The following is a 23,681-nucleotide window of genomic DNA, read 5'->3' as shown; positions in this document are numbered from 1 at the left end:
ACCACCGTGTAAGAACTCCGCCGCCCCACAAAGGATCTCCCCATACCCCCTTGTCAAACGGATAGTTCCGGCTCACCATGGGGCAACTCGTTTGGCCCAAAACAAACTCCGCCCCCTCCCCGTCCCCGGTAGGTGATTCGAGTGGACAGTCAGACCGTGGTTCCCGCACAAGCCGCACAAGATGCATCCATGGCAGGCAGCCTCAAGCCCAACTCGCTCGGTGTCCTCGGCATCCTCTTCTTCGTTCTCTCCGCCCAGGCGCCGCTGACCGGCATCGCCGGCGCCGTGCCGATCGCCATCGCCATCGGAAACGGCGCGGGCGCTCCGTCCGCCTATCTCGCGGCCGGCGTCGTCATCCTGCTGTTCTCGGTCGGCTTCGTCGCCATGGGCCGCCACGTCGTGGACGCCGGCGCTTTCTACACTTACATCGGCAAGGGCCTCGGCCGCTCGACCGGCTCCGGCAGCGCCGCTGTCGCGCTCTTCTCCTACTGTGTCGTGCAAGCCTGTATGTACGGGCTGTACGGAAGCATCATGAGCGGTCTTGTCGAGTACCACAGCGGTGCCCACGTGGCGTGGTGGGTCTGGGCCCTGGTCACGATGGTGATCGTCCAGGTGCTCGGTGCCTCGGGCATCGAGATGGGCGCGAAGATCCTCGCCGTCTTCGTGCTGGCGGAGTTCAGCGTCCTGATCGTCTTCGCCCTCGTGACGTTCTTCAAGGGCGGTGGCCCCGAGGGGCTCGGTCTCACGGACAGCTTCTCGCCGTCCGCCGCGCTCCAGGGCGCTCCCGGTGTGGCGCTGATGTTCGCCGTGGCGTCGATGTTCGGCTTCGAGGCCACCGCCATCTACGGCGAGGAGGCCCGTGAACCCCGCAAGACCGTTCCCCGGGCCACCTACCTGTCCGTCGTGGTGGTCACCGGCTTCTTCGCTTTCGTCTCATGGATGCTGGTCTCCGCACACGGCGCGTCTCGAGCCACGGCCGATGCGGGCAAGGCTCTGGAGAGCGGCGACGCCGCGGCCTTCGTCTTCGCGCCGATCTCCGCCCAGTTCGGCGGCTGGGTCGACGACGTACTGCCGATCCTGCTGGCCACTTCTCTGTTCGCCGGCCTCCTGGCCTTCCACAACTCCGCCAACCGCTACCTGTTCTCGCTCGGCCGCGAAGGGCTCCTGCCGCAGGGCCTGACCGCCATCAACCGGCGTCACTCGCCCTGGGTGGCGGGCACCGTGCAGACCGTGATCGCGGTGCTGCTCGTGGTGCCCTTCGCGATCCTGGGCAAGGACCCGGTGCTGACCCTCTTCTCCTGGTTCAGCGGAGTCGCCGTCCTGGGCATCATGCTGCTGTACTTCCTGACCTCGGTCTCGGTCATCGTGTACTTCCGCCGCTCCGGCGCCGACACCCGCCCCTGGAACACCCTGATCGCCCCCGTACTGGGCGCGCTCGGCATCGCCGGTGCTATCTGGCTCATCGTCGCCAACTTCACGACGCTCATCGGCGGCGACCGGACCACGGCCATATGGCTCCAGGCCACCGTTCCGGTGGTGCTGATCCTCGGCCTCGTCGCCGCCCGGCTGACGCGGCCCAGGGCAGAAAACACCGACTGAACACCGCGATCCCCACCGATACGGCCGGAGCCCGCGTCCCGGCCGTATCGGACCTTCTACCGAACAGCGCGAGTCGTTTGTCATCGAATGACATGGAGGAAACGGAGATGGAGAGCGCGTGCTGAACGCCACCCATAAAGAACTGCTGCGCCGCGCCAAGGGACTCGACCTGCCCACGCAGCACCACATCGACGGCAAGGACGAAGCCGGTGACGGTGCGTCGTTCGCCGTGATCTCCCCTCGCGACGGTCAGACCCTGGTCCAGGTCGCGGACGCGCGGGAGACAGAGGTCGATCTCGCCGTCGCGGCGGCGCGCCGCGCCTTCGACACAGGGCCGTGGCCGCATCTGGCGCCCGCCGAGCGCGGCCGGATCCTGCTGCGGATCGCCGAACTGCTGGAAGAGCGGCGCGAGGAACTGGCGCTGACCGTGAGCCTGGAGATGGGCAAACCGATCACGGACGCGTACGCCATCGAGCTGCGCGCCGCGATCAACACCTTCCGCTGGTACGGACAGCTCGCCGACAAACTCACCGACGAGGCTCCCCACACCGCACCGGACTCGCTCGCCCTGGTCACCCGGGAGCCGACAGGTGTCGTCGGCGCCGTCGTGCCGTGGAACTTCCCGGTCACGTTGGCGAGTTGGAAAGTCGCTCCCGCGCTCGCCGCCGGCTGTACGGTCGTCCTGAAGCCGTCGGAGTCCTCTCCGCTGTCCGCCCTTCTCCTCGGCCGCGTCGCCACCGACGCCGGACTGCCGCCTGGCGTCCTCAACGTGGTCACCGGTGACGGGCCTGTGGCCGGCCGGGCGCTCGGCCTCCACCCCGACGTCGATGTCCTGGCCTTCACCGGATCCACCGCCGTCGGCCGCCACTTCCTGCGCTACGCCGCCGACTCCAACCTCAAGCGCGTCTGGCTCGAGCTCGGCGGCAAGTCACCGAACATCGTGCTGCCCGACGCCCCGGACCTGGAGAAGGCGGCGGCGACCGCGGCCTGGGGCATCTTCTTCAACCAGGGCGAGATGTGCACCGCACCCTCCCGACTGCTGGTCCACTCCTCCATCGCCGAACAGGTCACGGAGGCCGTCGTGGCGCGGGCGCGCGACCTGCGGGTGGGCGACCCGCTCGATCCGGCCACCGAGATGGGCGCACTGGTCGGCGACGGCCACCTCGGCAGTGTTTTGGAGCATGTCGCATCCGGCCTGGACGAGGGTGCCCGGCTGCGCGTGGGCGGGGGCCGGGCCCTGGCCGAGACCGGCGGCAGCTACCTGCGGCCCACCGTGTTCGACCGGGTCGACCCCGGCATGCGGCTGGCCCGTGAGGAGATCTTCGGCCCTGTCCTGTCCGTCCTTGCCTTCGACGACCTCGACGAGGCGGTACGGCTGGCCAACGCCACCGAGTACGGCCTCGCCGCAGGCCTGTGGACCTCCGACCTGTCCACCGCCCACAAGGTGTCGCGCGCGCTGAAGGCAGGGACGGTCTGGGTCAACTGCTACGAGGAGGGCGACCTGACAGTGCCCTTCGGTGGCATGAAGCAGTCGGGCAACGGCCGCGACAAGTCCGCCCACGCCATAGAGAAGTACACCGAGTTGAAGACCACCTGGATCCAGCTGTGACCCGTACGCACACGCGACCCCTGATCGCGATTCCGGCTCGGTTCGCCGCCATCACGTCCGCGCTCCGCTACGCCGCCGAGGTGAATGCCCGCGCGCTGGTCGAGGCCGTGTGGCGGGCCGGGGGCGAGCCGGTGAGCATCCACCCCGCCGACCCGGCCGGAGCCGACGTGGCCGAGCGGCTCGCCCGCTTCGACGGCGTGTTGCTCCCGGGCGGCGGAGACCTGGCACCGCACCGCTACGGAGCCGCCGACACCCATGGCAGCGTGTATGACGTCGACGACCTCCAGGACGTGTTCGACCTCGAAGTCGCCCGGCGGGCCCTGGACTCGGGCCTGCCCATGTTCGCGATCTGCCGTGGGCTGCAGGTGGTGAACGTCGCTCTCGGCGGCAGCCTGGAACAGGACATGGGCGGCGCGGACCGCGAACACCGGCACATCGTGCACCCGGTCGCGATCCAGCGCGGCACTCTGCTCGAACAGGCTACCGGCGCGGAGAAGACGGAGGTTTCCTGCTACCACCACCAGCGAGTCGAGCGCATCGGTGCCGGGCTCAAGCCCACCGCGCGGGCCGCCGACGGCACGGTGGAAGGGCTCGAACTGCCAGGACACCCGGGGTGGTTCACGGCGGTGCAATGGCACCCCGAGGACACCGCGGACCAGGACCCGGCCCAGCAGGCCCTGTTCGACGCGTTGGTCCAGGCCGCCCACAACAGACACTGAAAAGACATGGCTCTCTTCGGCCACAAACGACAGGCATCCCGACTCGCCCCCGAACTCGACGACGTTGCGCTGGGCCGGGTACTGAATGGAATCGCCGCCGCCCGCGGCCCCGGACCGCAGGACCTCGCCATCGCCCAGGTGGAGTGGCTCCTGCGGGCCACCGGTGACGACTGGGACCGCCGCTGCCACCGTGTCGGCGTCCTCGCGCAGGCCGCACCCGCGCTGGCCCGGGGCTGGCGCGAACGCCGGCTCCGCGACCCGGATGCCCTGCTGCTGGCCACCTGGTCCGAACTGGCGACCGATCCGCGTGGGGCCCTGGCGCTCTGCCGCGTCGCCGCCGATGCCCGCCCGGCCGATCCGACCCCGTGGGTGGGTGCGCTGGCGGCGCTGCGGCTTCTGGGGCGGCCGAGCTCTGAACTCTCGCCCGCCTGGCAGGGAATAACACGCGCGTGATCCATGGCACCGGGAGGCGCACCTGCAGATCCTGGGCTACCTCTCCCCGGAGCAGCAGGGCAGCCAGGCCGCGCTGCGGGACTTCCTCGACGACGCCATCGCGGTCATGCCGTGGGATGCGCCGACGGCATGCCCGCCCCTGACCGCGGCTGTGCGGCAGCACCACCGAGAAAGGAGCAGCGGAGGAATCCAGGCGCTGGGCGTGAGCCCGTACTGGTCACAACCGCACACCGCACGGCTGCTGGACCAGGCCACGCCCACTGGCTGCAAACCCGGTCACCTGCGTCACGCGGCCGCCGTCGCGGACCTGGGAACGCTCGCCTACGCCCTGATCCGGGCGGGCCGCAGCGGCAATGCCGGCCCGGTCCTCTCCGCGGTCGGCGGACTGGTGACGCCCTGGCCGTGGAGCTACGAGGGGGACCCGGTGGGGTGCTACACCGACTACTTCGGTCGCGTGTAGGCGTGCGTGCGGCTCTTCCGGCTCACCGGGCTGCACCGAGGAGAGCAGCAATGCCTTGCGCCGACTCCTCGCCGCCCATCGCGTGCAGGCGTGCGCCTAGGGCGCCCGGCGGTACATTGAATGAGCCGAAGCTCTCCTGCACCAACCTCAGGAGCGGCGATGACGAGCATTTTCACAGGGCGTGACCGGGGAGTCCGGCCCCCTCTCCGGGGCACGCGTCGGGCTGGTGGTGGGGGATGTCGCCGGACACGGCATGGGCGCGGCCGCCACCATGGGCCGGGTGCGCACCACCGTCGCGGCGCTGGCGGCGCTCGACCTGGCGCCGGACGAACTGCTCGCCCGTCTCGACGACCTCGTGGCGCGGACCGGCGCCTCGCCTTCCGGGCCCGCTGAGGCCGGGGACCAGGCACTGGGCGTCACCTGCCTGTACGCGGTCTACCTTCCGGTCTCCCGGCACCGCGTCATGGCCCGGGCGGGCCACCTCCCGCCCGTACTCGTCACCCCCCGACGGGCACACCGAGCCTGTGGACCTTCCCGCCGGACCGCCCCTCGGCCTGGGCGGCCTGCCGTTCGGATGCGCCGACATCGAGCTGCCGGAAGACGCCATGCTCGCGCTGTACACCGACGGACTCGTGGAAAACCGTCAGACGGACATCGACGCAGGAATCCGCTCTCTCTGCACCGCACACTCCGGGCCCGGGAACAGCCGACTGGACAGGATATGCGACAGGGGCATCACCAGGCTCCTGCCCCAAGCCCCCGAGGACGACGCCGCACTGCTGCTGCTCCGCGTCCACGCCCTGGCCGAGAGTCTGGTGGCGACAGGGGACATGGCCTCCGACGCCGCAGAAGTGGCAAGAGCGCGCTCGCTGGCCCTCGATCAGCTGGCCGCGTGGGGAGTCGACGAAGCCGCGTCGTTCGTCATCGAGCTCGTCGTCAGTGAGCTGGTCACCAACGCGATCCGCTATGGCAACGCTCCGGTGCGTCTGCGGCTCATCCAGGAGCGCGGTCTCATCGTCGAGGTCTCCGACGGCGGCCACACCTCGCCCCACCTTCGGCGGGCGGCTACCGGAAGGTGAGGGCGGCCGAGGTCTGTTCCTGGTCGCGCAGCTGACCAACGCTGGGGAACCCGGTACACGTCAACAGGCAAGACCATCTGGACCGAAATCTCGCTGTCGCCGGCCAGCCTGCCGGGAACCTTCCCAGGCGAGCGATTCGAGCTGTGACGGGGGGCGACTGGCCGGTCGGTTCTCCGTCGGCACATCCCCCGATGGAAGCAAGCGGTCGGGGACTGCGTGGGCTCACGCCTTGCGGCGGCGGCCGCTACGACGTGGCGCGGGGGCCGCACCGCCCAGGAGAGCCTGGCGGCGTGTCTCACCGTTCTCCTCCACCTGCAGCACCACCTGACGCAGCCCGGCAGCGACGATGCCGCACTGCTCATCGCTGAGCTGTCCCGTGACGAAGGCTTCCTCCTCGTTGAACGCCGGAAAGACGCGCCGCATCAGCTCCTCACCTTGATCTGTCAGGCTGAGAAGCACCAGCCTGCCGTCGGCGGGGTGATCGGCTCTCTGTACAAGCCCACGCCTTTCCAGCGTCCGGGCAACCCCCGTGAGCGTGCCCTTGGAGATCCCGGCCTCTTCTGCCACGTGCCGCGTTTCCGACTCACCCCAGACCCAGATGACCCAGAGAACCACGAAGGCGGTCCAGGTCAGGTCGACGCCGCGCAGCACGGAATTCTCCAAGTGCTGCCGCACCGCCGAGGCGGCGCGATAGATGTTGGCGACGACGGCCATCTGGTCATGCCGGAGGGGGATACCGCCAAGCTTGGCCTCTGCCAGTTTCTCGGCTTCGGTGATGGATCGATGGCCGGGCACGGGCACACTCCTTAGGGCCGCCTGTGAAGGCATGGGGCAACGCAATCGTTCGGGTCCAAATTGTACGGTGCCTGCCTCGTTGCCCTCGGCCGTATTCGCGCGGTTCGCGTGGCGCCGTCAATCGCGCATCAGCAGGTCCAGAGCGGGCGGTGCGGTCTTGTCCGCGATCGTGGTGCGCTCCTACGCCGCAGGTGGCGGCCGACAATGTGGTTGACGCGCAGCAGCCGAGCAACCCGCTTGCCGTTGATCTTCGGCCAGCGGAGTTCGGGCATGCACGCCCGGGACGCCGTAGGCACCGTGGTGTTCGGCGTGAATGGCGCGGATCTCTCGGTTGCCTTGTCCTCGGCCGCCTGGCGCTCGGTCGCTGGTGCCGAAGCCGGCACGGTGCCGGCAGATGAAGTGCCAGCGGCGGGTCTTCACCGCACCTCCTGGGCGAAACAGGTGGCTGGCCGGCGCATGACCTCACCCTCCCACTGTCGATCCGGCTCTTCACAGTTGAGGGTGTACGGAGTGTGACGTCGGTCCGGGCAGCCGTGGCCGGCGCGTCGAGGGCCGGGTAGAGGTCGAGGTCTCTCGGGGATGGAAGTTCTCACACTGCCCATCCGGAAGATCTCGACGTGCGCGACGCTACCCCCTGTGCGCTATTGCCTGGAAGCTGAGTCGACGCGGCCCACGCACCGCTGACAGACACCGCGTTCGAGGACGGGCCCACGGCCGTCCGCGCCCGCTCGGCCTGTCGCGGCGGCCGGGGCCGACCACGACCCCGACCATGGGTCCCGCCGTGCCGCAACCCCGACCACAGCTGGTCAGCTGCTCCGGAGGCGTGTCCGTGTGGCAAGAAATTCGAACAGGGTGCTTGCCAGAATAGTAGGGGCGGTCGGCGGCAATGCGGTCGATGCGCAGCAGGGTGCCGTCCAGGATCACGAATGCCTTGTTGGCGGCGACGGTCATGGCCTGCTGGAGGGTGGGGGCAAAGGCGGCCAGGACTTCAACCGCCTCGACGATGTACCGGTAGACGGTGGCCAGCCCGACCCGGAAGCCGACCGCGAGCTGGGCGTACGTGTGCCCGCAGCGCAGATGGGTCAGCGCGGGCAGAGCCTGTCGGTCCGCGGTCAGGCGGCGCCAGCGCGTGCCGCGCTCACGCCGCCGGGCCCTCAGCAGGTCGGACAGGCAGCGCAGGGTCGAGGTGGACAGATCGATCACCGATGGGTAGACAAGCATGCGCAGCTTCGGGCAGGCAGGTTGATCTTGGTCGACCACCCATCTACCAGGAGCTTCACCTTTGCCTCAACACCGCCCTCAGCCAACCGACGTGCTACGCAACCAGGTTGGGAAAGTCTCAGATCCGGCATGTGGGCGAAGTTCATGCCGTAGATCCTGGCCACGAGGGTGGGGGTGGCCAGGGATCGCGGCCCAGGCGGAGATGCGGCGCATGTCGTCGTTCTGCCAGGTGCCCACCCGTGCGAGGTGGGCGTCGAGGACGGAGTTGAGCAGCTCGTCCAGGGAGCGCACCTCGGTGTCGGTGCGGCGCAGATGGTCGGCGACGTCGCGGAAGTGCGGCAACATCTCCTCGGGCCACCCCGCGTGCAGGCCGGCGAGGCCTGCACCACCGGGACCAGGGGCTGGACGGCGTCACGGAAATCCAGGACCTCCCGTTTGAGGGAGTAGATGCCCTCCGTGAGTCCTCGCGCTCCGGAGAGAACACGCTCCGCCCCAGCACGGTCAGGTTGGTACGGACCTGGACGGCGGCCTCGGTGTAGGAGTCGCCCACCGTGCCCAGGACGCCGTGCAGCGCGGCAACGGGCCCGAACCGCAGCATCTGCGGATCCGAACCGTCGTGGTCTTCGCCGCCTTTCTGCTGGCCCCCAGCCTGACGTGCCTCGTCCTGGCTCTGGGCGCTATGAAGAATGGCTGCTCGGGCGGACTGCGCCCGCAACGGCCGGCACGCCATTCCAGGACCAGGCGCCATGTGCCCCTCGTCCCGCGCACGGGTTCCCAGGCGCAGTCAGCCAGCAGCGAGCCAGGTATCGACGGGTCGCCGGCGCGGCATATCCGGGTGCTGCGGCTGCGGGCGGCTTTCCAAGGCTTCGGCCATCCGGCAGCCGTCCGGCAGGCAGGCGACCTGGTTCCGACGGCGAGCGCGCAGCACAACCGCCCCCTACGTGGGCGTTGCTGCCGCTCACGGGCAAGGAACCGCGGCCGGCTCCTCAGCCGGTCGCCCGCCGCAGAGCACCCGCTCAAGCTGCGGGCCTACGACGGGTGCTGTCTTCGTCCGTCATCTGCTGCGGGTCAGTGGGGCGCGGTGTCCTCGGGGAGAGACGGATAGAGCGACCTCGGATGGTTCCAGTGCCCGCTGAGGTGCTCTTCGGCCTCACGCAGCGCGTGGTCGGAGGCGGCGTCGGGCATCGCCGAGAGGAACTCGCCGCTTCGATCGTCCCCGGCGAGGGCAGTTTCGTGCCGGTGAGCACGGCCGGCAGTGTGGCGGGATGTCATCCACCACCGGGCCGGCAGCACTGCAGCAGTAATGGCCGCGGCGGCGAGGGCCCCCGACCCGACGCGCTCCCGTCCCCACCACCTGACGCGCGTACATCCCGACCTCCCCACCCGTTGGCTGCTCGGGCGGGGAAACGACCGTCACGGTCAATGGTCACCACCGGCTGTCAGCCACGAGAACGTGACACTTCACCGGGCCTTCGTGGCGAACGTCCCTGACACTTCCGGATCGCGTACAGATGAAGGCCTCGGCGTACGGGAAGTTCGCCGACGAGCCGACCCGGGACCGAGCGTGAGCGGTTCTTCTGCCTCGACGATGCCGACCGGAAGCGGAGCGGCGGGAGACTCCCTGCACCGAAGGCCACGTGGGCGTCCCAGCTGGCGGTTGCCCCGGCTGGACCATGGGAGGTCACTTCGCCGGCCCCGACGTCTCGCGGAAGGGGTGGCATGTTCAGACCGTACCTGTTATCTTCCCCTCCGGTCATACATTCAGCCATTATGTGTATGAATGGAGACGTCGTGCGGGGAAAGACGGCCGTGGTGCTCGGCGGTAGCGTGGCGGGGCTGTGCGCCGCGGGAGTGCTCGCGAGGCATTTCGACGAGGTGATCGTCCTGGAACGGGACAGGCTCCCGCCGGACGCACAGCATCGGCGGGGCGTGCCGCAGAGCAAGCACCCGCACTTCCTCCTCAACTCCGGGCGTCGCGCGATTGGCGAGATCTTTCCTGGGTTCGAGGAGGCACTGATCGCCGCGGGCGGGATGCGCCTGATGCCGGCGATGGACGCGGCGTACTGCGAGCACGCCGGCTGGGCCCCGCGCAAGGCCGGGTCGATGACGATGGTCTACAGCTCCCGCGTGCTCATCGAGCGGGTCCTGCGCGACAAGGTGCGCGAGCTCCCGGCCATCGAGATCCGCGAGGGCGTGACCGTCACCGGACTTCGTTCCACCAGGGGCGGCACCGCGCGCGGGCGCGTCGATGGAGTCGAGTACCGCGCGGGCAACGACTCGGGCCACCTGTCCGCCGACCTGGTCGTTGACGCGCTGGGGCGCGGCTCCTCCGTCGCCGACTGGCTGAGCAGGGCGGGATGGCCGGCGCCGCCGGAGAAGACTCTCGACGCCAAGGTCACCTACACGTCGCGGTGGTACGACCTGCCGCCCACCGATCAGCGTCCACAGGCTTGGTGGTGGAAGCACCTGGTCATCACTCCGACCCAGGACACCGGCGATCATCCCGAGGAACACGAGTTCCTCAGCAACTTCTTCCCGATCGAGGGGAACCGCGCCATCGTGTGCATGGGGGCGTGGGGCATCCGGATGCCGCGCGAGGTCGACGCCTTCGAGGCCGCGGCGGACCGCGTGCGGGCCAGGTCCTTCGGGCGGGCGACGCGCGCCTGCACTCCGACCTCCGGGGTGCACCTCACTCGTTCGACCGGCAACAAGTGGCGCCGCTTCGACCTGCTCGACCAGCCCCCGCTCGGGCTGGTCTGCGTCGGTGACTCGATCTGCGCGTTCAACCCGTTCTACGCCCAGGGGATGAGCTCGGCGGCCCGCTCCGCGCTCATCCTCGCCGAGGTACTGCACGGCCACGACGTCCTCGACCTCGCTTTCTTCCGCGAGTTCCTCACCCGGCAGAAGAGGTCACTCGACGTGCCCTGGATGCTTGCGATGGCCCGTGACCAGGCATATGAATTCGCGACCGGGAGTGAGGTCGTCGCTCCCTGGCGCCGCAAGCTGGCCGCGCGCCTCAGCTGGCCGGTCTTCAACGCCATCAACGCCACGAGTCGCGAGGACGCCTACGTCGAGCGGACGTTCGCCCAGGTCTTCAACCTCGACATGTCGCTCAGGGAGATGACCACCGATGTGCGGTTCTGGTTCGGCATCGCGCGCTACAAGGTGCGTCAGCGGCTCGGACGCACGGTCGTGCCCGGCGGGTTCGACGACCAGCAGGATCCGCCCGGCACCGACTTCACCGGCCAGACCCGCGCCGGCAGCTCGCCGTACGCCGAGACCGGCCTCGTCAATGACTGACCCGAGGAGCGAGAAATGAGCTCTTCATGCGATTCAGCGGCCGAGCGCCTCGCCGGACAGCTCGGCTTCTCCTGCCATGACGCCGATCCCATCGTGGACTTCCGGAACCCGTTCGGTCTCGAGAACGGCACCATGCCGTTCCTTGAGCTGCTCATCATCGGCGGTGCGGTGTTCGCCCTCGTCCATGCGTGGCGGCGGTGGCGGCGCGACGGCGACCCGGTCAACATCTCTCTGTGGTTCGCCTCGCTCGTCTACCTGGCGGTGATCGAGCCGCCGCTCTACTTTCCGGGCTGGTTCGGCCTGGAGGAGCACGTCGGGTTCATTTTCTCCCACAACGCGTTCACCGTGCAGTTCATGTACGACCGGCTGCCGCTCTACATCGTGGCCTTCTATCCGGCGCTGTCGCAACTCGCCTACGAGGTGGTCCGCGCTCTCGGTGTCTTCGCGCGACGTGGACTCCTTCTCGGTTCGCTGGCGGTCGCGTTCACCTGCCAGGCGTTCTACGAGATCTTCGATCAGCTCGGACCTCAGCTGAAGTGGTGGGCCTGGAACCCCGGCAACGAGATGATCAACGAACCGGCGCTCGCCGCGGTCCCGATGAACAGCATGTTCCTGTTCGCCTCCGTGTCCTTCGGCGCGATGACCTACCTCGTCGTCCGGCTGGTCGGCGCGAAGGACGGCCGCGGCAAGCTCACCGGCCGGCAGACCATCCTGCGCACCGTGGCCGCCGGCGCCCTGACGCCGTTGGCGATGGCGGTCGCTGGCGTCCCCAGCAACGTCTTCCGTGGTGGTGACCACCTTGGGATCCAGCAGGCCATCCTTGGGGCCGAGCTCGCCCTGGTCTGGATCGTCGGCCTCTGCCTTCTCGCGGACGCCTGGCGCGCGCGGCGAACAGATCCGGCTCCGGTGGCATCGCCGCTGTTCGCGCGGATCTATCCGGCGCTGTACCTCGGCGTCCACATCGTCCTATGGCTGCTCGCATTGCCGGCCTACTTCGCGGCGACCAAGGGCATCACCGAGCAGGGCACGCCGATCGGCAGCCTGTGGTACACCATGCTGTGCACCGTAGCCGCAACCGGGCTCATCGTGGCCGTACTCCGCGCGACCACGTCCCGACGGACCACAGAGCCTGTGCGATCCTAAGACCATGGGGCATCACGGCTGGGGAGGCAGGCCTCCCGCATCGGACGCGGTGGCCCGGCAGCGCATCATCGACGCGACCGCCCACTGCATCGACAGGCACGGCGTCACGAAGACGACCCTGTCCGACGTCGCCGGCGAGCTCGGCGTCACCCGCCAGACCGTCTACCGCCACTTCGGCCGTATCAGCGACATCATCGGCGAGGTGGCGGCCCAGGGCGCCGAGTCGTTCGTCGACCTGATGATCGCGCACCTGGAAGGGATCACCGACCCGGCCGAAGCCGTGGTCGAAGGCATGGTCTTCTGCGTACGGACCATCCCGACCGAGCCACGCCTGAGCCTTCTGCTGCAACTGGGAGACACCACCGCCTTCGGCCGCGGCGCCACCACCGGGGACACCATCGCCTACGGCGCCAAGATGCTGCAGCGCTTTCCCGTCGACTGGGCGGCCGCCGGTATCAGCGAGGACGACCTCAACGGCCTCGCCGAGATCATCATGCGACTCCTGACGTCGCTGCTGCAGCACCCCAGCGAGCCACCGCAGGACGAAACCCGGCTCCGCACCTTCCTCAACCGCTGGCTGGCCCCGGCACTGGTCCGGACATCAGCATCCGCGCCTCCGCGTTCTTGAACGCTCACCCGGTGAGGTAGGAAGCGGCACGGAATCGCGAGTCGGGCGCCAACCAAAACGAAACGCAATCGCAGGGTGGGAGCTTCACGGCGAGGTCAGCCAAGTCTTGCGAGATCGCCATCCCATGGTCTGGGGGGCGTCTAGTAGGACCCCGTTAGGATGTTCTGGTTCTTGGGTTTGAGCTGGTGAGGGCTGTTCTGGGCAGAGGGCGGTGGCAGGTGGTGCAGGTGCCGGTCCAGCAGTTCAGCAGGGTCCTGTGTGGCGTTAGGTGTGGTTCTTGATTGTTGCACCCCGGTGAGACGGCCGAGGATCTGCCGGAACTGCCGCTTGTCGTACCCGATCCAGTCCGCGGGGTCGTCGGAGAACATGAAACCGTCCCGCCGTGTCCACGTGATCGGCGTCAGGTTCTCCGCGGCGACGACGTCGCGGACGTGCCGGTGTCGCCGTACGTGTGAACGCGGCTCTGCAAGATTTTCGTAGGCGGAGATCATCTGGGTGCCGTGGTCGGCCGGTCCGGTAACGGGCAGCCTTTGGGTGTGCTCTGTTGAACTGCCGTACTTGTTACCGCACTTGGCGGGCGTGTCGGTTCCTTTGGTCGACGGCTCTGGACCTGTGGTGGTTGTTCGTGTGCGTACGTGGTCGCTTGTTCCCGCGCCGTGTACGAGCTGCGGGGCACCGAGCGGGTGGTGTCACAGGCGATACGTCAGACGGCTGGGTGATGCGTCGCTGGGCGACCGGGCCCTGTTGATCGAGCTGAGCGTGCTCCGTCTGTACTGCGAGAACACCGCTTGCGGAAAGGTGCCGTTCGCCGAGCAGGTACCGGGTTTGACCGTGCGTTATCAACGGCGTACGCCGTTGCTGCAGCGGGTGGTCGAGGCGGCGGGGGTGCTGCTGGCGGGCAGGGGTGGGGCCCGGATGCTGCGGGTCCTGAACGTCACGCTCTCGCGGTGCACCGTCTTGTCGCAGCTGATGCGGATGCCGCTGCCGCCCCTGGTCACTCCGTGGGTGCTGGGTGTGGACGACTTCGCCCTCTACGGCGACACCTACGGAACCCTTCTGGTTGATGCCACCACGCGTCTGCCCCTCACGCTGTGGGAGGGACAGGACGCCGGACAGCTCAGCCGCTGGCTTCGTGAGCATCCCGGCGTCGGCTTCGTCTGCCGTGACGGTTCGCTGCCCTACCGGCAGGGCATCTCCGCGGGCGCCCCCGAGGCCGTGCAGGTCAGCGACCGTTTCCACCTGTGGCAGGGGCTGTCACGTCGCGTCCAGGACATCGCTGCCGCCCACCGAAGCTGCCTGCCCGCAGCCCTCCCGTCGGCCGAAGAGGCCGATCCGGCGCCGGACGAGAAGACCACCGAGAACGCCGCGGCGGACACACGAGCCGGACAGCACGCCCAAAGGCTGTTTCAGGCTGTCCACCCTGGATCCCTACCGCGACTACCTGCAACAACGCTGGGACGAGGGGGAACACAACGCGATGATCCTCCATCAGGAACTCCGCGCCAAGGGCGACCTCGGGCACTACCAGCGCGTGAAGATGGCCATCGCGCCCCTGCGACGCGGGCTGCCGCTGAACCAGCCCCGCGAGCGCCCGCCGTCCCCGCGTGAGCCTGCCCGCTGGATCGCCTCCCACCCGGACATCCGTGGCCTGCACGTCACCCATCGCCTGCACCGGCTCCTCGAGCCCTGTCCGGAACTCAAGCACGCCCACGACCTGGTTCGCCGGTTCGCCGCCATGCTCGCCAACCGCGACGCCGCACCCTTGCTGTCCTGGCTCGACGAGCTCTCCCGCAGTGGACTGCCACCTCTTGCCGGTATCGCCGGAGGCCGGCGCGAGGACCAGCACGCCGTCGCCCAGGGGATCATCACCACCTACAACTCCGGCGTCAACGAAGGCCGCCTCCCCGACGTCGAACTCCAAAAACGCCGGATGGCAGGACGCGCCGGCGTTCCGCTCCTGCGCCACCGCGTCGTCCTGATCGCTCATCTCCGCCGCCGTTACGCGGACCGGCCGACCACGGCCCCCAGATGATCTACGCCTACGAAAATCTTGCCAGAGCCACTTCAAGGAGTACGCGGACACGCCTTGAAGCGTGTGGGGAATGTGGGGAGTGAAGAGCGCGTGTGAGGGCCCAGCGCCCGAAGGTCGCCGGGCCCTGTTGATCGGTGACGGTCAGGCGAAGTCGTTGCCCGCGGTGCTCACGGAGTCCGCCGCAGGGAGGTGATCTCGCGATCTCTGCTGGCGATGGTGGGACGGGCCGCTTCCGGGGTGGCCAGCAGGGCGACGCTGGTGACGGGCTGATCGCAGTGCGGGCAGTTCAGGATGGCGCCGGCCCGCCGGCGCCGTCCTGGCGGCCGTCCAGACCGGCGGACGGGGCGACGTCACGCAGGGACACCGAGCGGCGGGTGCTCAAGCACGCGGGGCTTGTACTCGACCAGCTGGATGCGGCCGTCGAAGGTGCGGTGCTCGATCATCTCGAGGGCAACGTCCGGATAGCCGTCGTAGATGCGTTCATCGCCCGTGGCCCCGGTGATCACCGGGAACATCACGACCCGGAAGCGGTCGACGAGTCCGGCTCGTAGCAGGGACCGGCACAGGCTGAGGCTGCCGATCGTGCTGAGGAGCCCCGAGCCGCTCGACTTCATGGCGCGGACCGCCTCGACGGCGTCGTCGCGGACGAGCGTGGAGTTGGCCCACGTCAGTGGCTCCTCTAGTGAGGAGGAGAACACCACCTTGGACGCTTGCGTGAGCTCGTCGACGGACGCCTCTTCTTCGGGCCTGAACTCGTCTTGGCCATTCGGGACCTCGCCTGCGGCGAAGCCCGACATCAGGCGGTAGGTGTTCGCTCCCATCAGGTAGGTGGCCTCGGGTTGCCCGCCGAGCCATGCGAGGTACTCCGGGCCCTCGAGGCCCCAGAACCCGGGCCATCCCTCTCCCGATGCGTGGCCGTCGAGGGAGGTGATGAAGTCGACGAGAAGCTCCGACATGGCGGTGTCCTTTCCAAGGGTGTCACGAGCTTGGACCGGCCGGGAGCCACAAACTCATCGGCCGCGCTGTGGAGTAACCAGAAAACCCCTGACGCTGCAGCCGATCAGGTCGGCGGAGCGGCACTGCTTCGGAGGGCCACGCTCTACTGGGTGATCGGTGAGGCTTCGCTGCCCGACGTCGACAGCGGGTACCTCATCCACTCACCTGCGACGGCGGCGGAGCACTTCCGTGAATACGGCCCCGCTTGGATCGACGGTGAAACCGATCGCGCTGGTCTTCGCCAGCGACGGGGGCCATCTGTTCGCGATCGGAGCCAGCGGACAAGTCTGGAAGTCCACCACGGCCTCCTGGTTTGACGACTTCGAGGTCACCGCGTCCAGCTTGCAGGAGTTCCTTGAACAACTCGGCCGCCAGATCGCGAACCAGACCTAATCATCGGCCGAGGACAAACGGGCCCCTGCCCCAGGAGGTCATTCCACAGCTGGGGATCGCGAGCAGGTGTGGGGACACCGCTGAGCAGGGGGCGGCCAATTTCAAAGAGCGCCATCACTGGCGCGCCGACCCGCTGATCAGGCCGCGTCCAACCCCACCGGTGCCCCGGCCGCGGTCGGCGGGGGCCGGCACACACTGGCCGTTTCGCGAGCCGGGGCACCTTCGCGAAACGGCCGGTGTGTGCGACATCAGTAGTCCTGGCTCGGACATAGGGGAACAAGCAACCCGCTGGTAGCTTTGAGGGCCTACTCGATGTGGCGGGCAGTTCCTCGCCGGAGGTGTCCGCCTGGACGGCGGCCTTCACGGCACCGCACGACTGATGGCCCGGCCAGGACGGGCGAGCACGGCCTCGTCCAGGACTTCCCCGGCGGTGCGCACGGTGAGCAGATCACCGAGACCCTGGTCGAAGACGAGCTCCGGCATCTTCGGGAGTCGAGGCGTGCCAGGACGACGGCGAAGGGCTGCTGACCCGACGTCAGACTCTTGGGTGACCGCGGGCACGCCCTCGGACGTGACCGCCTGCCACGAAGGCTCGGAGGATGCCGGTGACGGCCCGCGTGACGTCAGGGTTCGCGGCCGATGAAGGCGAGCAGGCGAGTCTGGACGTCGGCCGTCTCCGGCACCTCGACCCGGGGTCCGTACTGCCCACTCGCGCGGAGCAGGTCGTCCAGGGGCAGCATCCCGTCGAGCAACTGGCCGCATCGGCCGGGATCGAGATACTCGTCCTGGCCGGTGGCCCGTGCCAGGTCCCACGTGTGCATGAACACGTCGGCGGTGTAGAACCGTTCGACCGCCTGGTCCAGGGGGATGTCTCCGATGTGCGGGTTCGACAGGAGCTTGTGCGCGGTGCCCGGATCGTCGAGAAGAGCCTGCACTCCATCGCGGTGCGTCACCCAGGCGGCCACGGGGTCGTCGTCCACCGGGGGTCCCGTCGGCAGTACGACTCCGGCACCGGCTTTGAGGAAGGCGGGGAACCACTCGACGAGGTGCCGGACGACGTCCCGGGCGACCCAGCCCTCGCACGGCGCAGGGTTGTCCCATGCCCCCGGGGCCGTGCCGTATACGCGGTCGGTGAAGCCGCGGGCCACGGTGCGGTGCTCGTCGGCCGCTGTTCTCGTCATGGTCAGGATCCTGTCTCGGTGTGCTGGTCGGCGCTGTCGTCCTGCTGGCCGCCGAGCAGCTCGTCGAGCCGCTCGTAGCCCTCGCGGACGCCGACGTCCATGCCGCTCTTGAGCATCGCGTCACGGGCTTCGATGGAGTCCATGAGGGACCTGCCGGTGACCCGGGTGCGACCACCGAGGTCCTCGAAGACGGCCGTCTCCAGGCTGACGCCGTCCGGGAAGCCGTCGTAGGTGAAGGTCTGCACGATGCGCTCGTTGGGGCGCACCTCGTGGAACACGCCGTGGAAGCCGTACTCGGTGCCGTCGTCGTCCCGGTGCACATATCGGTAGGAGCCACCGTTGCGCGCGTCATACCGGTCGATTCGCATCTCGAGCCGACGCGGGCCGAGCCACTGGACGACCAGATCGGGGTCGGTGTATGCCCGGAACACGCGTTCCGGCGGGGCGTCGAACTCTCGGGTGATCACGATGATGGGCAGATCTGGCTCGGCCACGATCCGTGTCTCGTTGGGCTGGTGAGTGTCGGTGCTGCTCATGATGCCGCCTCTTTCGCGGGAGGTTCCGTCGTGGGCCGCGCGTCCAACTGTTCAAGGAGGGCATCGAGCCGGCGGAAACGGTCCTCCGCTTCGCGCCGATAACGCTCGATCCACTTCGTCATCAGGTCGAAGACCTCTGCTTCCAGGTGGCAGGGCCGCCGCTGGGCTTCCCTGCTGCGGCTGACCAGGCCAGCGTCCTGCAGGACCTTGATGTGCTTGGACACGGCCTGGACCGTGACTTCGTACGGTTCGGCCAGTTCGTTGACCGTGGCGTCCCCAGTGGCGAGCCGGGCCACGATGTCGCGCCGAGTCGGGTCGGCCAGTGCGGAGAACACCAGCGACAGTCGGTCGTCGGTCACCTGACACCTCATATTCAACCGGATGGTTAAATACCTTACGCCTGGGTGCCCGAATCGTCAACCGCTCGGTTGAATAGCGGCTGTCGTTCGCCGGGCGGAACGGTCCACGGGCGCCCCCGCCGGCACTCGCGAGATGGGGCGGCGCTTCACAGCCCATCCCAATATTTGGGCGCGCCCCGGGATGGCGGCCAGCAGTATCGGTGACCGGGTTCTACCGGCACGCCCGCAGTGAGTTCAGCGTGGCTGGGGGACTTTCACTGGGAACCCACGGCGTCTTCTGCGGATGTGCTTGAAGGAGCGGTCGGTTCGTCGCCGCTGTATCGACAGGACGCTCATTCACTCTCGTTGGTCTGCTCGATCTGGTTGTCGAGCAGGTTCTGGGCGATGGTCGCGTAGCGGCTCGCGGCGGTGTGCGACAGGTTGAAGACCAGGGCGAGGTGCAGCGGGTCGGCGCCGACGCTGAGGGCTTCGTGCAGTACCCGGTCGCTCCGCCTGGTCCTCGCCCGCCACGACCTGGCGGGCGAGGACCGGACAGACACCTTAGGTGTCTAACTCGTCAAGTCGAGCGGCTGTGGTGCCTGGCGAATCGAACACTGGTGGCTGGCTCGCTTCTTGGCTTGCGTGCGGATCTCCGGTCGCGCAAGAGTGCGGCTGACGCGGAGCTCGGGGCTCATGGCGGCGGGACGGGGACAGACGGGTGTGCGGGATGGATGTCGCGCCAAGGATGCGGCGATCGCTCGGCTGCGACTGGGGTGGCGCGAGTGGCAGAAGTCGCGAATGCCGTGGCGTCGATCCGTACCACCGCCACCCAAAGCCCTCCGAGGGGCCCGCAGCTTGTCAGTGCTTCGAGCGCCCCGCGCGCGCACCCTTCACTCCCTTTCCCGGTATCCGGATCTGCGCCATTCTGCCTCCTGAACTGGGCGGACTGATGTAGCGCTGCCCGGCTCAGAACGGAAGGTGCGCGATGGAGCGATCCTCAACAGGCACTCACCACAAATGGGTCCGGCAGTTCTACCCGCGCGGCGAAACCCCCTAGTCCACCAGGGCCGACCCGCGCCCGTGCCACCGTCCCGGAATGACCACCAACCGTCTTCCGCACGGCCTCGCGCCCGCCGGAGGACACCGGAGGATGCCATGCTCCGCTGGCTCCGTCGCGCCAGCTTGCTCAGGACGCCGCTCAGTCGAGACCGCTCTTCGAAGGCCAGGTCCTCCGCATGGATATCACTTGAGTACCCCCGCTGTCGCAGCCGCCGCCGCCGAGCTGCCCGGCACGCGAAGAGAAGTCGACGCCGTCCTGGCCCGGTTCGTGGACAGCCAAGCCCGAAAGGCATCCCTGCAGGGCTTTCCGCCCGAAGTTGCCCAGACCTTGCGGTGCTTCCTCTTCTCCGGCGGAAAGCGTTTGAGACCCGCGCTGTGTGTCATTGGCTGGAATGCCGCAGCCGATGAGCCTCCCACCGGCGCGGTCCTCCAAGCAGCGGCATCACTGGAGATGTTCCACGCCTTCGCCCTCATCCACGACGACGTCATGGACAGCTCGGACACCCGCCGGGGACACCCCACCACCCACCGGTCCCTCGCCGCCCACCACGCCGGGCGCCGAGACGCCGAGCGTCTCGGCACCAGCGCCGCGATCCTCCTCGGCGACCTGGCCCTGGCATGGTCCGACGAGCTCCTCCACACCGCTGGCCTCACCCCAGGCCAGCTCGCCGAGGCAGTCGAAGTCGTCGGCGAAATGCGCACGGAGCTGATGTACGGGCAGTACCTCGACCTCTGCGCTGCAGGGCAACCCTGCGACGACGTGGACGCGGCATTGAAGACCGCCCGCTACAAGACAGCCCGCTACACGATCGAACGGCCCCTGCACCTCGGCATCGCCCTGGCCGGCGGCAATCCCCCGCTGCGGGTCGCACTCAGCGCCTACGCCCTGCCCCTGGGCGAGGCCTTCCAGCTCCGGGATGACCTACTAGGGCGTATTCGGTGATCCGGCAGCCACGGGCAAACCCCGCCTCGACGACCTCCGCGCGGGCAAACCACCGTCCTGACCGCGCTCGCCCTACGAAGCGTGAGCCGTGACCAGGCCGCCATCCTGCACACCCTGCTCGGCGATCCCGGCCTCGACGAAGAAGGCGCCGGCCGCCTGCGCGAGGTACTGCTCGCGACCGGTGCAAGCCGCGAGGTCGAACACATGATCCACACCCGGCGCGCGCAGGCCCTGACCATCCTGGAACAGTCACCGGTCCCACCCGCCGCGGCAGCCGCACTGCGCCGCATCGCCCGGGCGGCGACCGCCAGGACCACGTAAACCCATCCCCGGTCCGCGCTGCACCGCCAACGACGCAGCGATCGCCTGCACACGCTGTCGGCGACGGCGTAGGACCCGTGGGACTCGGCAAGTACTGGGCGTGCGCGCATTCGGCATCCGGGCCCAGGTGCTGGCTTCGGTCCTTCGGTCCTCCCGCACCGGTTGGAACGGCGGCAACCGCACCGTCGCAGCCGGCCGACCCAGACCCCGCCGGTGAACGGAACAACCTGGCACCCCCGCACCTCACCCCTTCGGAGGTCCACGTGAATCGCACTCACCAAACGATCCAGAGAACCCGGAGCACCCCTCTCGCCCGCATCGCGTTCGAAATGGAACTCACCGTCCGGATGCTCGGCGACAACGCGACGGCCGCGATCGCACCCGGAATCCTGTTCACGGCGGTAGCCAGCCACCACTACCACCTCGACGCCACGGCCACGGCAAAAAATCTCGCCGCGAGTGCCCTCCTGTTCTTCTTCTATCTCTATGTGTGCGACGCGTCGAACCAGATCAGCGGGGTCGCGGAAGACCAGACGAACAAGCCCTACCGGCCCATCCCCGCCGGAATGACCACCGTCCAGGGAATGCACCGCCGCCTGTGGGGCGCGATGCCGGTCTACACCCTGCTGGGCTGGCTGACCGGAACACTGCCCTGGGTCGTCCTCTGGCAAGTCATTGTCGTGACCCTCAACCTCTGGTCTCCACCCCGCTACTACTTCCTCGCCAAGCCGGTCGTCACCTTCACAGGCACCGTCGCCCAGCTCGCGGCCGCCTGGTCCCTCGTCCACCCGCTCGACGCAGTCGGATGGAAATGGGTCATCGTCATCGCAGCCACCCTCAACCTCCCCCTGTCCTTCGAAGACGTCCGCGACATGGACGGCGACAACCGAATCGGCCGACGCACACTTGCCCTGATCATCGGCGACCGGCCCGTAAGGATCTGGTTCGCACTCTCCATGGCGGCCGTTCCACCCATCCTGCACTTCTTCGTCTATGCGCCGACGAGCACCTCGACGTTCTCCCTCGTCATGGTCGACATCGCCCTGGCCGCACTGAGCTGGACCACCGCCATCCGCGCCCTGACAATCCACACCGTCAAAGCTGACCGCACCACCTACCTGATGTACACGTACGCCTACTGCCTTTCCCTCACCGCAGGACTCGCCCTCCTGTGACGGCATGGCATTCACGCGGGGTACGTCCAAGCACGCCCCGGCCCGAAGGACACGCAGCGGACGGACTACGCGTTCGTGCGTCGCGTGATCGAGCGGCAGCTCCGTGTCGATCCGGCCTTCGGGGTCGTACAGCACGGTGTGGCCGTTCATGACACGGGCGCCTTCGCCTGCGCGGGGGAGGCGGGCTTGCGCAGGTGGGCGGCGAACCGGTCGGCCGCAACGAGCGCCGGCGGTGCGTCGCCGTGCGGGTGGCTGACCCAGTCGGCCGCGATCGTGCCGTCCTGCGGCGTACTCGGGGTGAGCAGCTGGTGCCCGCCGGACAGCACCCGGACACCGGGGATGTCCTCGAAGGTGCCCGCGGAGTCGGCCGGCACCGCGACGTTTAGCCGGTCGCTCAGGTGGTCGGCGAGGACCTGGCAGCCGCGCCGGGTGCCCGCGCGCATCGCGGCGAGCGCCTCCAGCCCGGCCGCCATCGGTTCGACGGCCACCGCGTCCCACTCCCGGCCGCACACCGCCCAGCCGGTGCGGTTCCGGCTCAGCAGCCACAGCCTGCGCTTGGCGTCGGTGACCGCGGACAGCTCGTGCCAGGTCGTCTTGGCCGTTCTTCCGGCGGAAGCGTTCGCCATCGCGCCCTCCCTGATCAGTCGTCACGTCACTGTCCACGCAAGCAACGTGCATCGCGGTGCAACCGGTCAAACTATGAAAGAACTATGTAAATCCACCCCCGTGGGTGAAGTGCGCTCAAGACCGGGGGAGGAGAACAAAGGGAGCGGTACGGTCGCCGCACCCGTCAGACGCGCGGACCCGGAGCCGGAATGGCCGACCACCGCAAGCCCGTCCCCAACACCCGGCTGCATACCTGAACGGGACTCGCTCGTTCCCGCTGGGGCGCCGTCTCGTTGGGGTAGGTATGGCGGAACTTTCCGATTTTTCACGCATCCGCCATCAGGACTGTGCACCGTACGCGTTCACGGTCGGGCACGAAGGTCGCGACCAACCGCCGGCTGTCGTTCACTGACCTGGCCATCTACATCAAATGCCTCTCGCTCTTTGATGCGTGCGGACCCGAAGCAGATGGGGAGTGGCTCATCAGGGAACTGTCGCTACCTCCCGAGGAGACGCGTCACAGCATGAGGCGCCTGGTGGAGCTGGGATACCTGCGGACCCCTCAGAGCATCTGCGAAGACATGGCTGAACCGCTCCACCTTCGCCGGTGACCGGTGAGGCGGTGCAAGCCCAGGGACAGAGGACAGCACGCACACCACCGCCTCGCTCGAATTCGAGTGGGATCGTTCGAATCAGACGACGCGGAATCGAACCTGAGCAGGTGAGCAGCGGCGTGCAGGTCCCTACTCGTCCTGGCAGCGGGGTGGTTCCATGGCCGCACGACAGGGGTGAAGCCCAGTGAAGAGGGGTGCGACAAGCCGCCTGTTCCGCGCAAGGACCGCCTCACTGAACCTCTCCCGGCCGCCACATAGCCCGGTGGCGAGCGGCTCAGGGATCCTGACATGCCGGACCCTCTGGAATGGAAGGCTCGAGCGGCAGCCCGCAGGGGGAGCCCCAACCCGAAGGAAGACGTGTCGCCGCGTGCGGGATCAAGGCCGTTCTGCGCGAATCTGTCCCACGCCTGGCTTAGATGCGGGGTCGTGTCCCTTGTCGTGGTGTAGCCGATCATCCGGCGGTCGTGTTGGTGGTGTTGGG

At 68.4% G+C, this 23,681-nt stretch carries 25 protein-coding genes and 5 pseudogenes; 16 read left to right on the top strand and 14 right to left on the bottom strand.

Annotation, left to right across the window (positions count from 1 at the left end; all coding sequences use genetic code 11):
• Positions 1–141 precede the first annotated feature (141 nt).
• From IEY89_RS34700 to IEY89_RS41750, 7 genes and pseudogenes are all read left to right on the top strand, one after another.
• On the top strand, positions 142–1,599 hold the full coding sequence (locus IEY89_RS34700) for an APC family permease (protein ID WP_373287332.1): 1,458 nt from the start codon (positions 142–144) through the stop codon (positions 1,597–1,599).
• 118 nt (positions 1,600–1,717) lie between these two features.
• A complete protein-coding gene (locus IEY89_RS34695; protein WP_189151515.1) occupies positions 1,718–3,208 on the top strand; it encodes an aldehyde dehydrogenase in 1,491 nt (496 codons plus the stop codon).
• Positions 3,205–3,927: a gamma-glutamyl-gamma-aminobutyrate hydrolase family protein gene (locus tag IEY89_RS34690; protein WP_229695581.1), complete on the top strand. Its 723-nt coding sequence runs from the start codon at positions 3,205–3,207 to the stop codon at positions 3,925–3,927. Before IEY89_RS34695 ends, IEY89_RS34690 begins: the two co-directional genes overlap by 4 nt.
• Before the next feature lie 6 nt (positions 3,928–3,933).
• Entirely contained in the window at positions 3,934–4,380 is a 447-nt protein-coding gene (locus IEY89_RS34685; RefSeq protein WP_189151514.1) for a hypothetical protein, read from the top strand.
• A 202-nt stretch (positions 4,381–4,582) separates the two neighbouring features.
• A complete protein-coding gene (locus IEY89_RS34680) occupies positions 4,583–4,840 on the top strand; it encodes a hypothetical protein (protein ID WP_189151513.1) in 258 nt (85 codons plus the stop codon).
• A 253-nt stretch (positions 4,841–5,093) separates the two neighbouring features.
• Positions 5,094–5,291, top strand: a pseudogene (locus tag IEY89_RS41755) (SpoIIE family protein phosphatase); the annotation flags it as partial.
• 73 nt (positions 5,292–5,364) lie between these two features.
• Complete coding sequence (locus IEY89_RS41750; protein WP_308437477.1) at positions 5,365–5,919, top strand: SpoIIE family protein phosphatase; 555 nt, start codon at positions 5,365–5,367, stop codon at positions 5,917–5,919.
• A 222-nt stretch (positions 5,920–6,141) separates the two neighbouring features.
• Here IEY89_RS41750 and IEY89_RS34670 read toward each other — a convergent pair whose 3' ends face one another.
• The 4 genes and pseudogenes from IEY89_RS34670 to IEY89_RS41135 form a co-directional block, all read right to left on the bottom strand.
• Positions 6,142–6,714, bottom strand: a complete 573-nt coding sequence (locus tag IEY89_RS34670) for a MarR family winged helix-turn-helix transcriptional regulator (protein WP_189151512.1) — start codon at positions 6,712–6,714, stop codon at positions 6,142–6,144.
• A 120-nt stretch (positions 6,715–6,834) separates the two neighbouring features.
• Positions 6,835–7,170: pseudogene (locus IEY89_RS41140) on the bottom strand (helix-turn-helix domain-containing protein); the annotation flags it as partial.
• Positions 7,171–7,566: 396 nt separating this feature from the next.
• A pseudogene (locus IEY89_RS34665) lies at positions 7,567–7,935 on the bottom strand (transposase family protein); the annotation flags it as partial.
• Positions 7,936–8,013: 78 nt separating this feature from the next.
• Complete coding sequence (locus IEY89_RS41135) at positions 8,014–8,280, bottom strand: hypothetical protein (protein WP_229695580.1); 267 nt, start codon at positions 8,278–8,280, stop codon at positions 8,014–8,016.
• Positions 8,281–9,726: 1,446 nt separating this feature from the next.
• Here IEY89_RS41135 and IEY89_RS34655 point away from each other — a divergent pair.
• From IEY89_RS34655 to IEY89_RS34645, 3 genes are read left to right on the top strand one after another with little or no spacing between them, the layout of a single operon-like run.
• A complete protein-coding gene (locus tag IEY89_RS34655) occupies positions 9,727–11,235 on the top strand; it encodes an FAD-dependent oxidoreductase (RefSeq protein WP_229695579.1) in 1,509 nt (502 codons plus the stop codon).
• Positions 11,236–11,250: 15 nt separating this feature from the next.
• Positions 11,251–12,378 (top strand): hypothetical protein, encoded by a 1,128-nt coding sequence (locus IEY89_RS34650; RefSeq protein ID WP_189151510.1) that lies wholly within the window; start codon positions 11,251–11,253, stop codon positions 12,376–12,378.
• Positions 12,379–12,382: 4 nt separating this feature from the next.
• On the top strand, positions 12,383–13,006 hold the full coding sequence (locus tag IEY89_RS34645; RefSeq protein ID WP_189151509.1) for a TetR/AcrR family transcriptional regulator: 624 nt from the start codon (positions 12,383–12,385) through the stop codon (positions 13,004–13,006).
• A gap of 140 nt (positions 13,007–13,146) precedes the next feature.
• Here IEY89_RS34645 and IEY89_RS34640 read toward each other — a convergent pair whose 3' ends face one another.
• Both IEY89_RS34640 and IEY89_RS41130 read right to left on the bottom strand, forming a co-directional pair.
• Entirely contained in the window at positions 13,147–13,497 is a 351-nt protein-coding gene (locus IEY89_RS34640) for a hypothetical protein (protein ID WP_189151547.1), read from the bottom strand.
• Between the two features lie 348 nt (positions 13,498–13,845).
• Positions 13,846–14,004, bottom strand: coding sequence for a hypothetical protein (locus IEY89_RS41130; protein WP_229695590.1), 159 nt, complete (start codon positions 14,002–14,004; stop codon positions 13,846–13,848).
• Here IEY89_RS41130 and IEY89_RS41125 point away from each other — a divergent pair.
• Positions 13,976–14,236, top strand: a pseudogene (locus IEY89_RS41125) (ISL3 family transposase); the annotation flags it as partial. The gene IEY89_RS41130 and the pseudogene IEY89_RS41125 overlap by 29 nt on opposite strands.
• 24 nt (positions 14,237–14,260) lie before the next feature.
• Here IEY89_RS41125 and IEY89_RS41120 read toward each other — a convergent pair.
• Positions 14,261–14,425 carry a hypothetical protein gene (locus tag IEY89_RS41120; protein ID WP_229695589.1) on the bottom strand — a complete coding sequence of 55 codons (165 nt, stop codon included), beginning with the start codon at positions 14,423–14,425 and terminating at the stop codon, positions 14,261–14,263.
• Between the two features lie 58 nt (positions 14,426–14,483).
• Here IEY89_RS41120 and IEY89_RS41115 point away from each other — a divergent pair, with 58 nt between their 5' ends.
• The gene (locus tag IEY89_RS41115; protein ID WP_229695588.1) at positions 14,484–15,038 is read left to right on the top strand and encodes a hypothetical protein; all 555 of its coding nucleotides are present in this window, start codon (positions 14,484–14,486) and stop codon (positions 15,036–15,038) included.
• Positions 15,039–15,388: 350 nt separating this feature from the next.
• Here IEY89_RS41115 and IEY89_RS34630 read toward each other — a convergent pair whose 3' ends face one another.
• Positions 15,389–15,994, bottom strand: a complete 606-nt coding sequence (locus IEY89_RS34630) for a dihydrofolate reductase family protein (RefSeq protein WP_189151508.1) — start codon at positions 15,992–15,994, stop codon at positions 15,389–15,391.
• Between the two features lie 229 nt (positions 15,995–16,223).
• Here IEY89_RS34630 and IEY89_RS34625 point away from each other — a divergent pair, with 229 nt between their 5' ends.
• On the top strand, positions 16,224–16,427 hold the full coding sequence (locus IEY89_RS34625; protein WP_189151507.1) for a hypothetical protein: 204 nt from the start codon (positions 16,224–16,226) through the stop codon (positions 16,425–16,427).
• A gap of 316 nt (positions 16,428–16,743) precedes the next feature.
• Here IEY89_RS34625 and IEY89_RS34620 read toward each other — a convergent pair.
• The 5 genes and pseudogenes from IEY89_RS34620 to IEY89_RS34600 all read right to left on the bottom strand — a co-directional run.
• Positions 16,744–17,008, bottom strand: a pseudogene (locus tag IEY89_RS34620) (carbonic anhydrase); the annotation flags it as partial.
• A gap of 42 nt (positions 17,009–17,050) precedes the next feature.
• A complete protein-coding gene (locus IEY89_RS34615; protein WP_189151506.1) occupies positions 17,051–17,608 on the bottom strand; it encodes a TIGR03086 family metal-binding protein in 558 nt (185 codons plus the stop codon).
• A gap of 2 nt (positions 17,609–17,610) precedes the next feature.
• Positions 17,611–18,144 (bottom strand): SRPBCC family protein, encoded by a 534-nt coding sequence (locus IEY89_RS34610; protein WP_189151505.1) that lies wholly within the window; start codon positions 18,142–18,144, stop codon positions 17,611–17,613.
• Complete coding sequence (locus tag IEY89_RS34605) at positions 18,141–18,503, bottom strand: ArsR/SmtB family transcription factor (protein ID WP_229695578.1); 363 nt, start codon at positions 18,501–18,503, stop codon at positions 18,141–18,143. The genes IEY89_RS34610 and IEY89_RS34605 overlap by 4 nt, the downstream gene beginning before the upstream one ends.
• Before the next feature lie 332 nt (positions 18,504–18,835).
• Positions 18,836–19,042, bottom strand: coding sequence for a hypothetical protein (locus IEY89_RS34600; protein WP_189151503.1), 207 nt, complete (start codon positions 19,040–19,042; stop codon positions 18,836–18,838).
• A 686-nt stretch (positions 19,043–19,728) separates the two neighbouring features.
• Between IEY89_RS34600 and IEY89_RS34595 the strand changes: the two genes are divergently transcribed.
• The 3 genes from IEY89_RS34595 (at position 19,729) to IEY89_RS34590 (ending at position 21,980) form a co-directional block, all read left to right on the top strand.
• Positions 19,729–20,484 carry a polyprenyl synthetase family protein gene (locus IEY89_RS34595; protein ID WP_308437476.1) on the top strand — a complete coding sequence of 252 codons (756 nt, stop codon included), beginning with the start codon at positions 19,729–19,731 and terminating at the stop codon, positions 20,482–20,484.
• Between the two features lie 81 nt (positions 20,485–20,565).
• Positions 20,566–20,805 (top strand): hypothetical protein, encoded by a 240-nt coding sequence (locus IEY89_RS41745; RefSeq protein WP_308437475.1) that lies wholly within the window; start codon positions 20,566–20,568, stop codon positions 20,803–20,805.
• Positions 20,806–21,134: 329 nt separating this feature from the next.
• Positions 21,135–21,980: a UbiA family prenyltransferase gene (locus tag IEY89_RS34590; protein WP_189151502.1), complete on the top strand. Its 846-nt coding sequence runs from the start codon at positions 21,135–21,137 to the stop codon at positions 21,978–21,980.
• A 146-nt stretch (positions 21,981–22,126) separates the two neighbouring features.
• On the opposite strand, the gene IEY89_RS34585 is transcribed toward IEY89_RS34590, so the two are convergent.
• Complete coding sequence (locus IEY89_RS34585) at positions 22,127–22,606, bottom strand: hypothetical protein (protein ID WP_189151501.1); 480 nt, start codon at positions 22,604–22,606, stop codon at positions 22,127–22,129.
• Positions 22,607–23,681 lie beyond the last annotated feature (1,075 nt).

The sequence above is a fragment of the Streptomyces lacrimifluminis genome, from assembly GCF_014646095.1.
In the GTDB taxonomy this organism is placed as follows: Bacteria; Actinomycetota; Actinomycetes; order Streptomycetales; family Streptomycetaceae; genus Streptomyces; species Streptomyces lacrimifluminis.
The sequence above is the reverse complement of the archived record's forward strand: the minus strand, read 5'-3'. Positions and strand labels throughout refer to the sequence as shown.

Excerpts from the sequence above, each read along its gene's own strand:
- IEY89_RS34685 (WP_189151514.1), top strand. The coding sequence starts at position 3,934 with ATGGCTCTCTTCGGCCACAAACGACAGGCATCCCGACTCGCCCCCGAA.
- IEY89_RS41135 (WP_229695580.1), bottom strand. The coding sequence starts at position 8,280 with ATGTTGCCGCACTTCCGCGACGTCGCCGACCATCTGCGCCGCACCGAC.
- IEY89_RS34650 (WP_189151510.1), top strand. The coding sequence starts at position 11,251 with ATGAGCTCTTCATGCGATTCAGCGGCCGAGCGCCTCGCCGGACAGCTC.
- IEY89_RS34645 (WP_189151509.1), top strand. The coding sequence starts at position 12,383 with ATGGGGCATCACGGCTGGGGAGGCAGGCCTCCCGCATCGGACGCGGTG.
- IEY89_RS34640 (WP_189151547.1), bottom strand. The coding sequence starts at position 13,497 with ATGATCTCCGCCTACGAAAATCTTGCAGAGCCGCGTTCACACGTACGG.
- IEY89_RS41115 (WP_229695588.1), top strand. The coding sequence starts at position 14,484 with ATGATCCTCCATCAGGAACTCCGCGCCAAGGGCGACCTCGGGCACTAC.
- IEY89_RS34630 (WP_189151508.1), bottom strand. The coding sequence starts at position 15,994 with ATGTCGGAGCTTCTCGTCGACTTCATCACCTCCCTCGACGGCCACGCA.
- IEY89_RS34615 (WP_189151506.1), bottom strand. The coding sequence starts at position 17,608 with ATGACGAGAACAGCGGCCGACGAGCACCGCACCGTGGCCCGCGGCTTC.
- IEY89_RS34610 (WP_189151505.1), bottom strand. The coding sequence starts at position 18,144 with ATGAGCAGCACCGACACTCACCAGCCCAACGAGACACGGATCGTGGCC.
- IEY89_RS34590 (WP_189151502.1), top strand. The coding sequence starts at position 21,135 with ATGGAACTCACCGTCCGGATGCTCGGCGACAACGCGACGGCCGCGATC.
- IEY89_RS34585 (WP_189151501.1), bottom strand. The coding sequence starts at position 22,606 with ATGGCGAACGCTTCCGCCGGAAGAACGGCCAAGACGACCTGGCACGAG.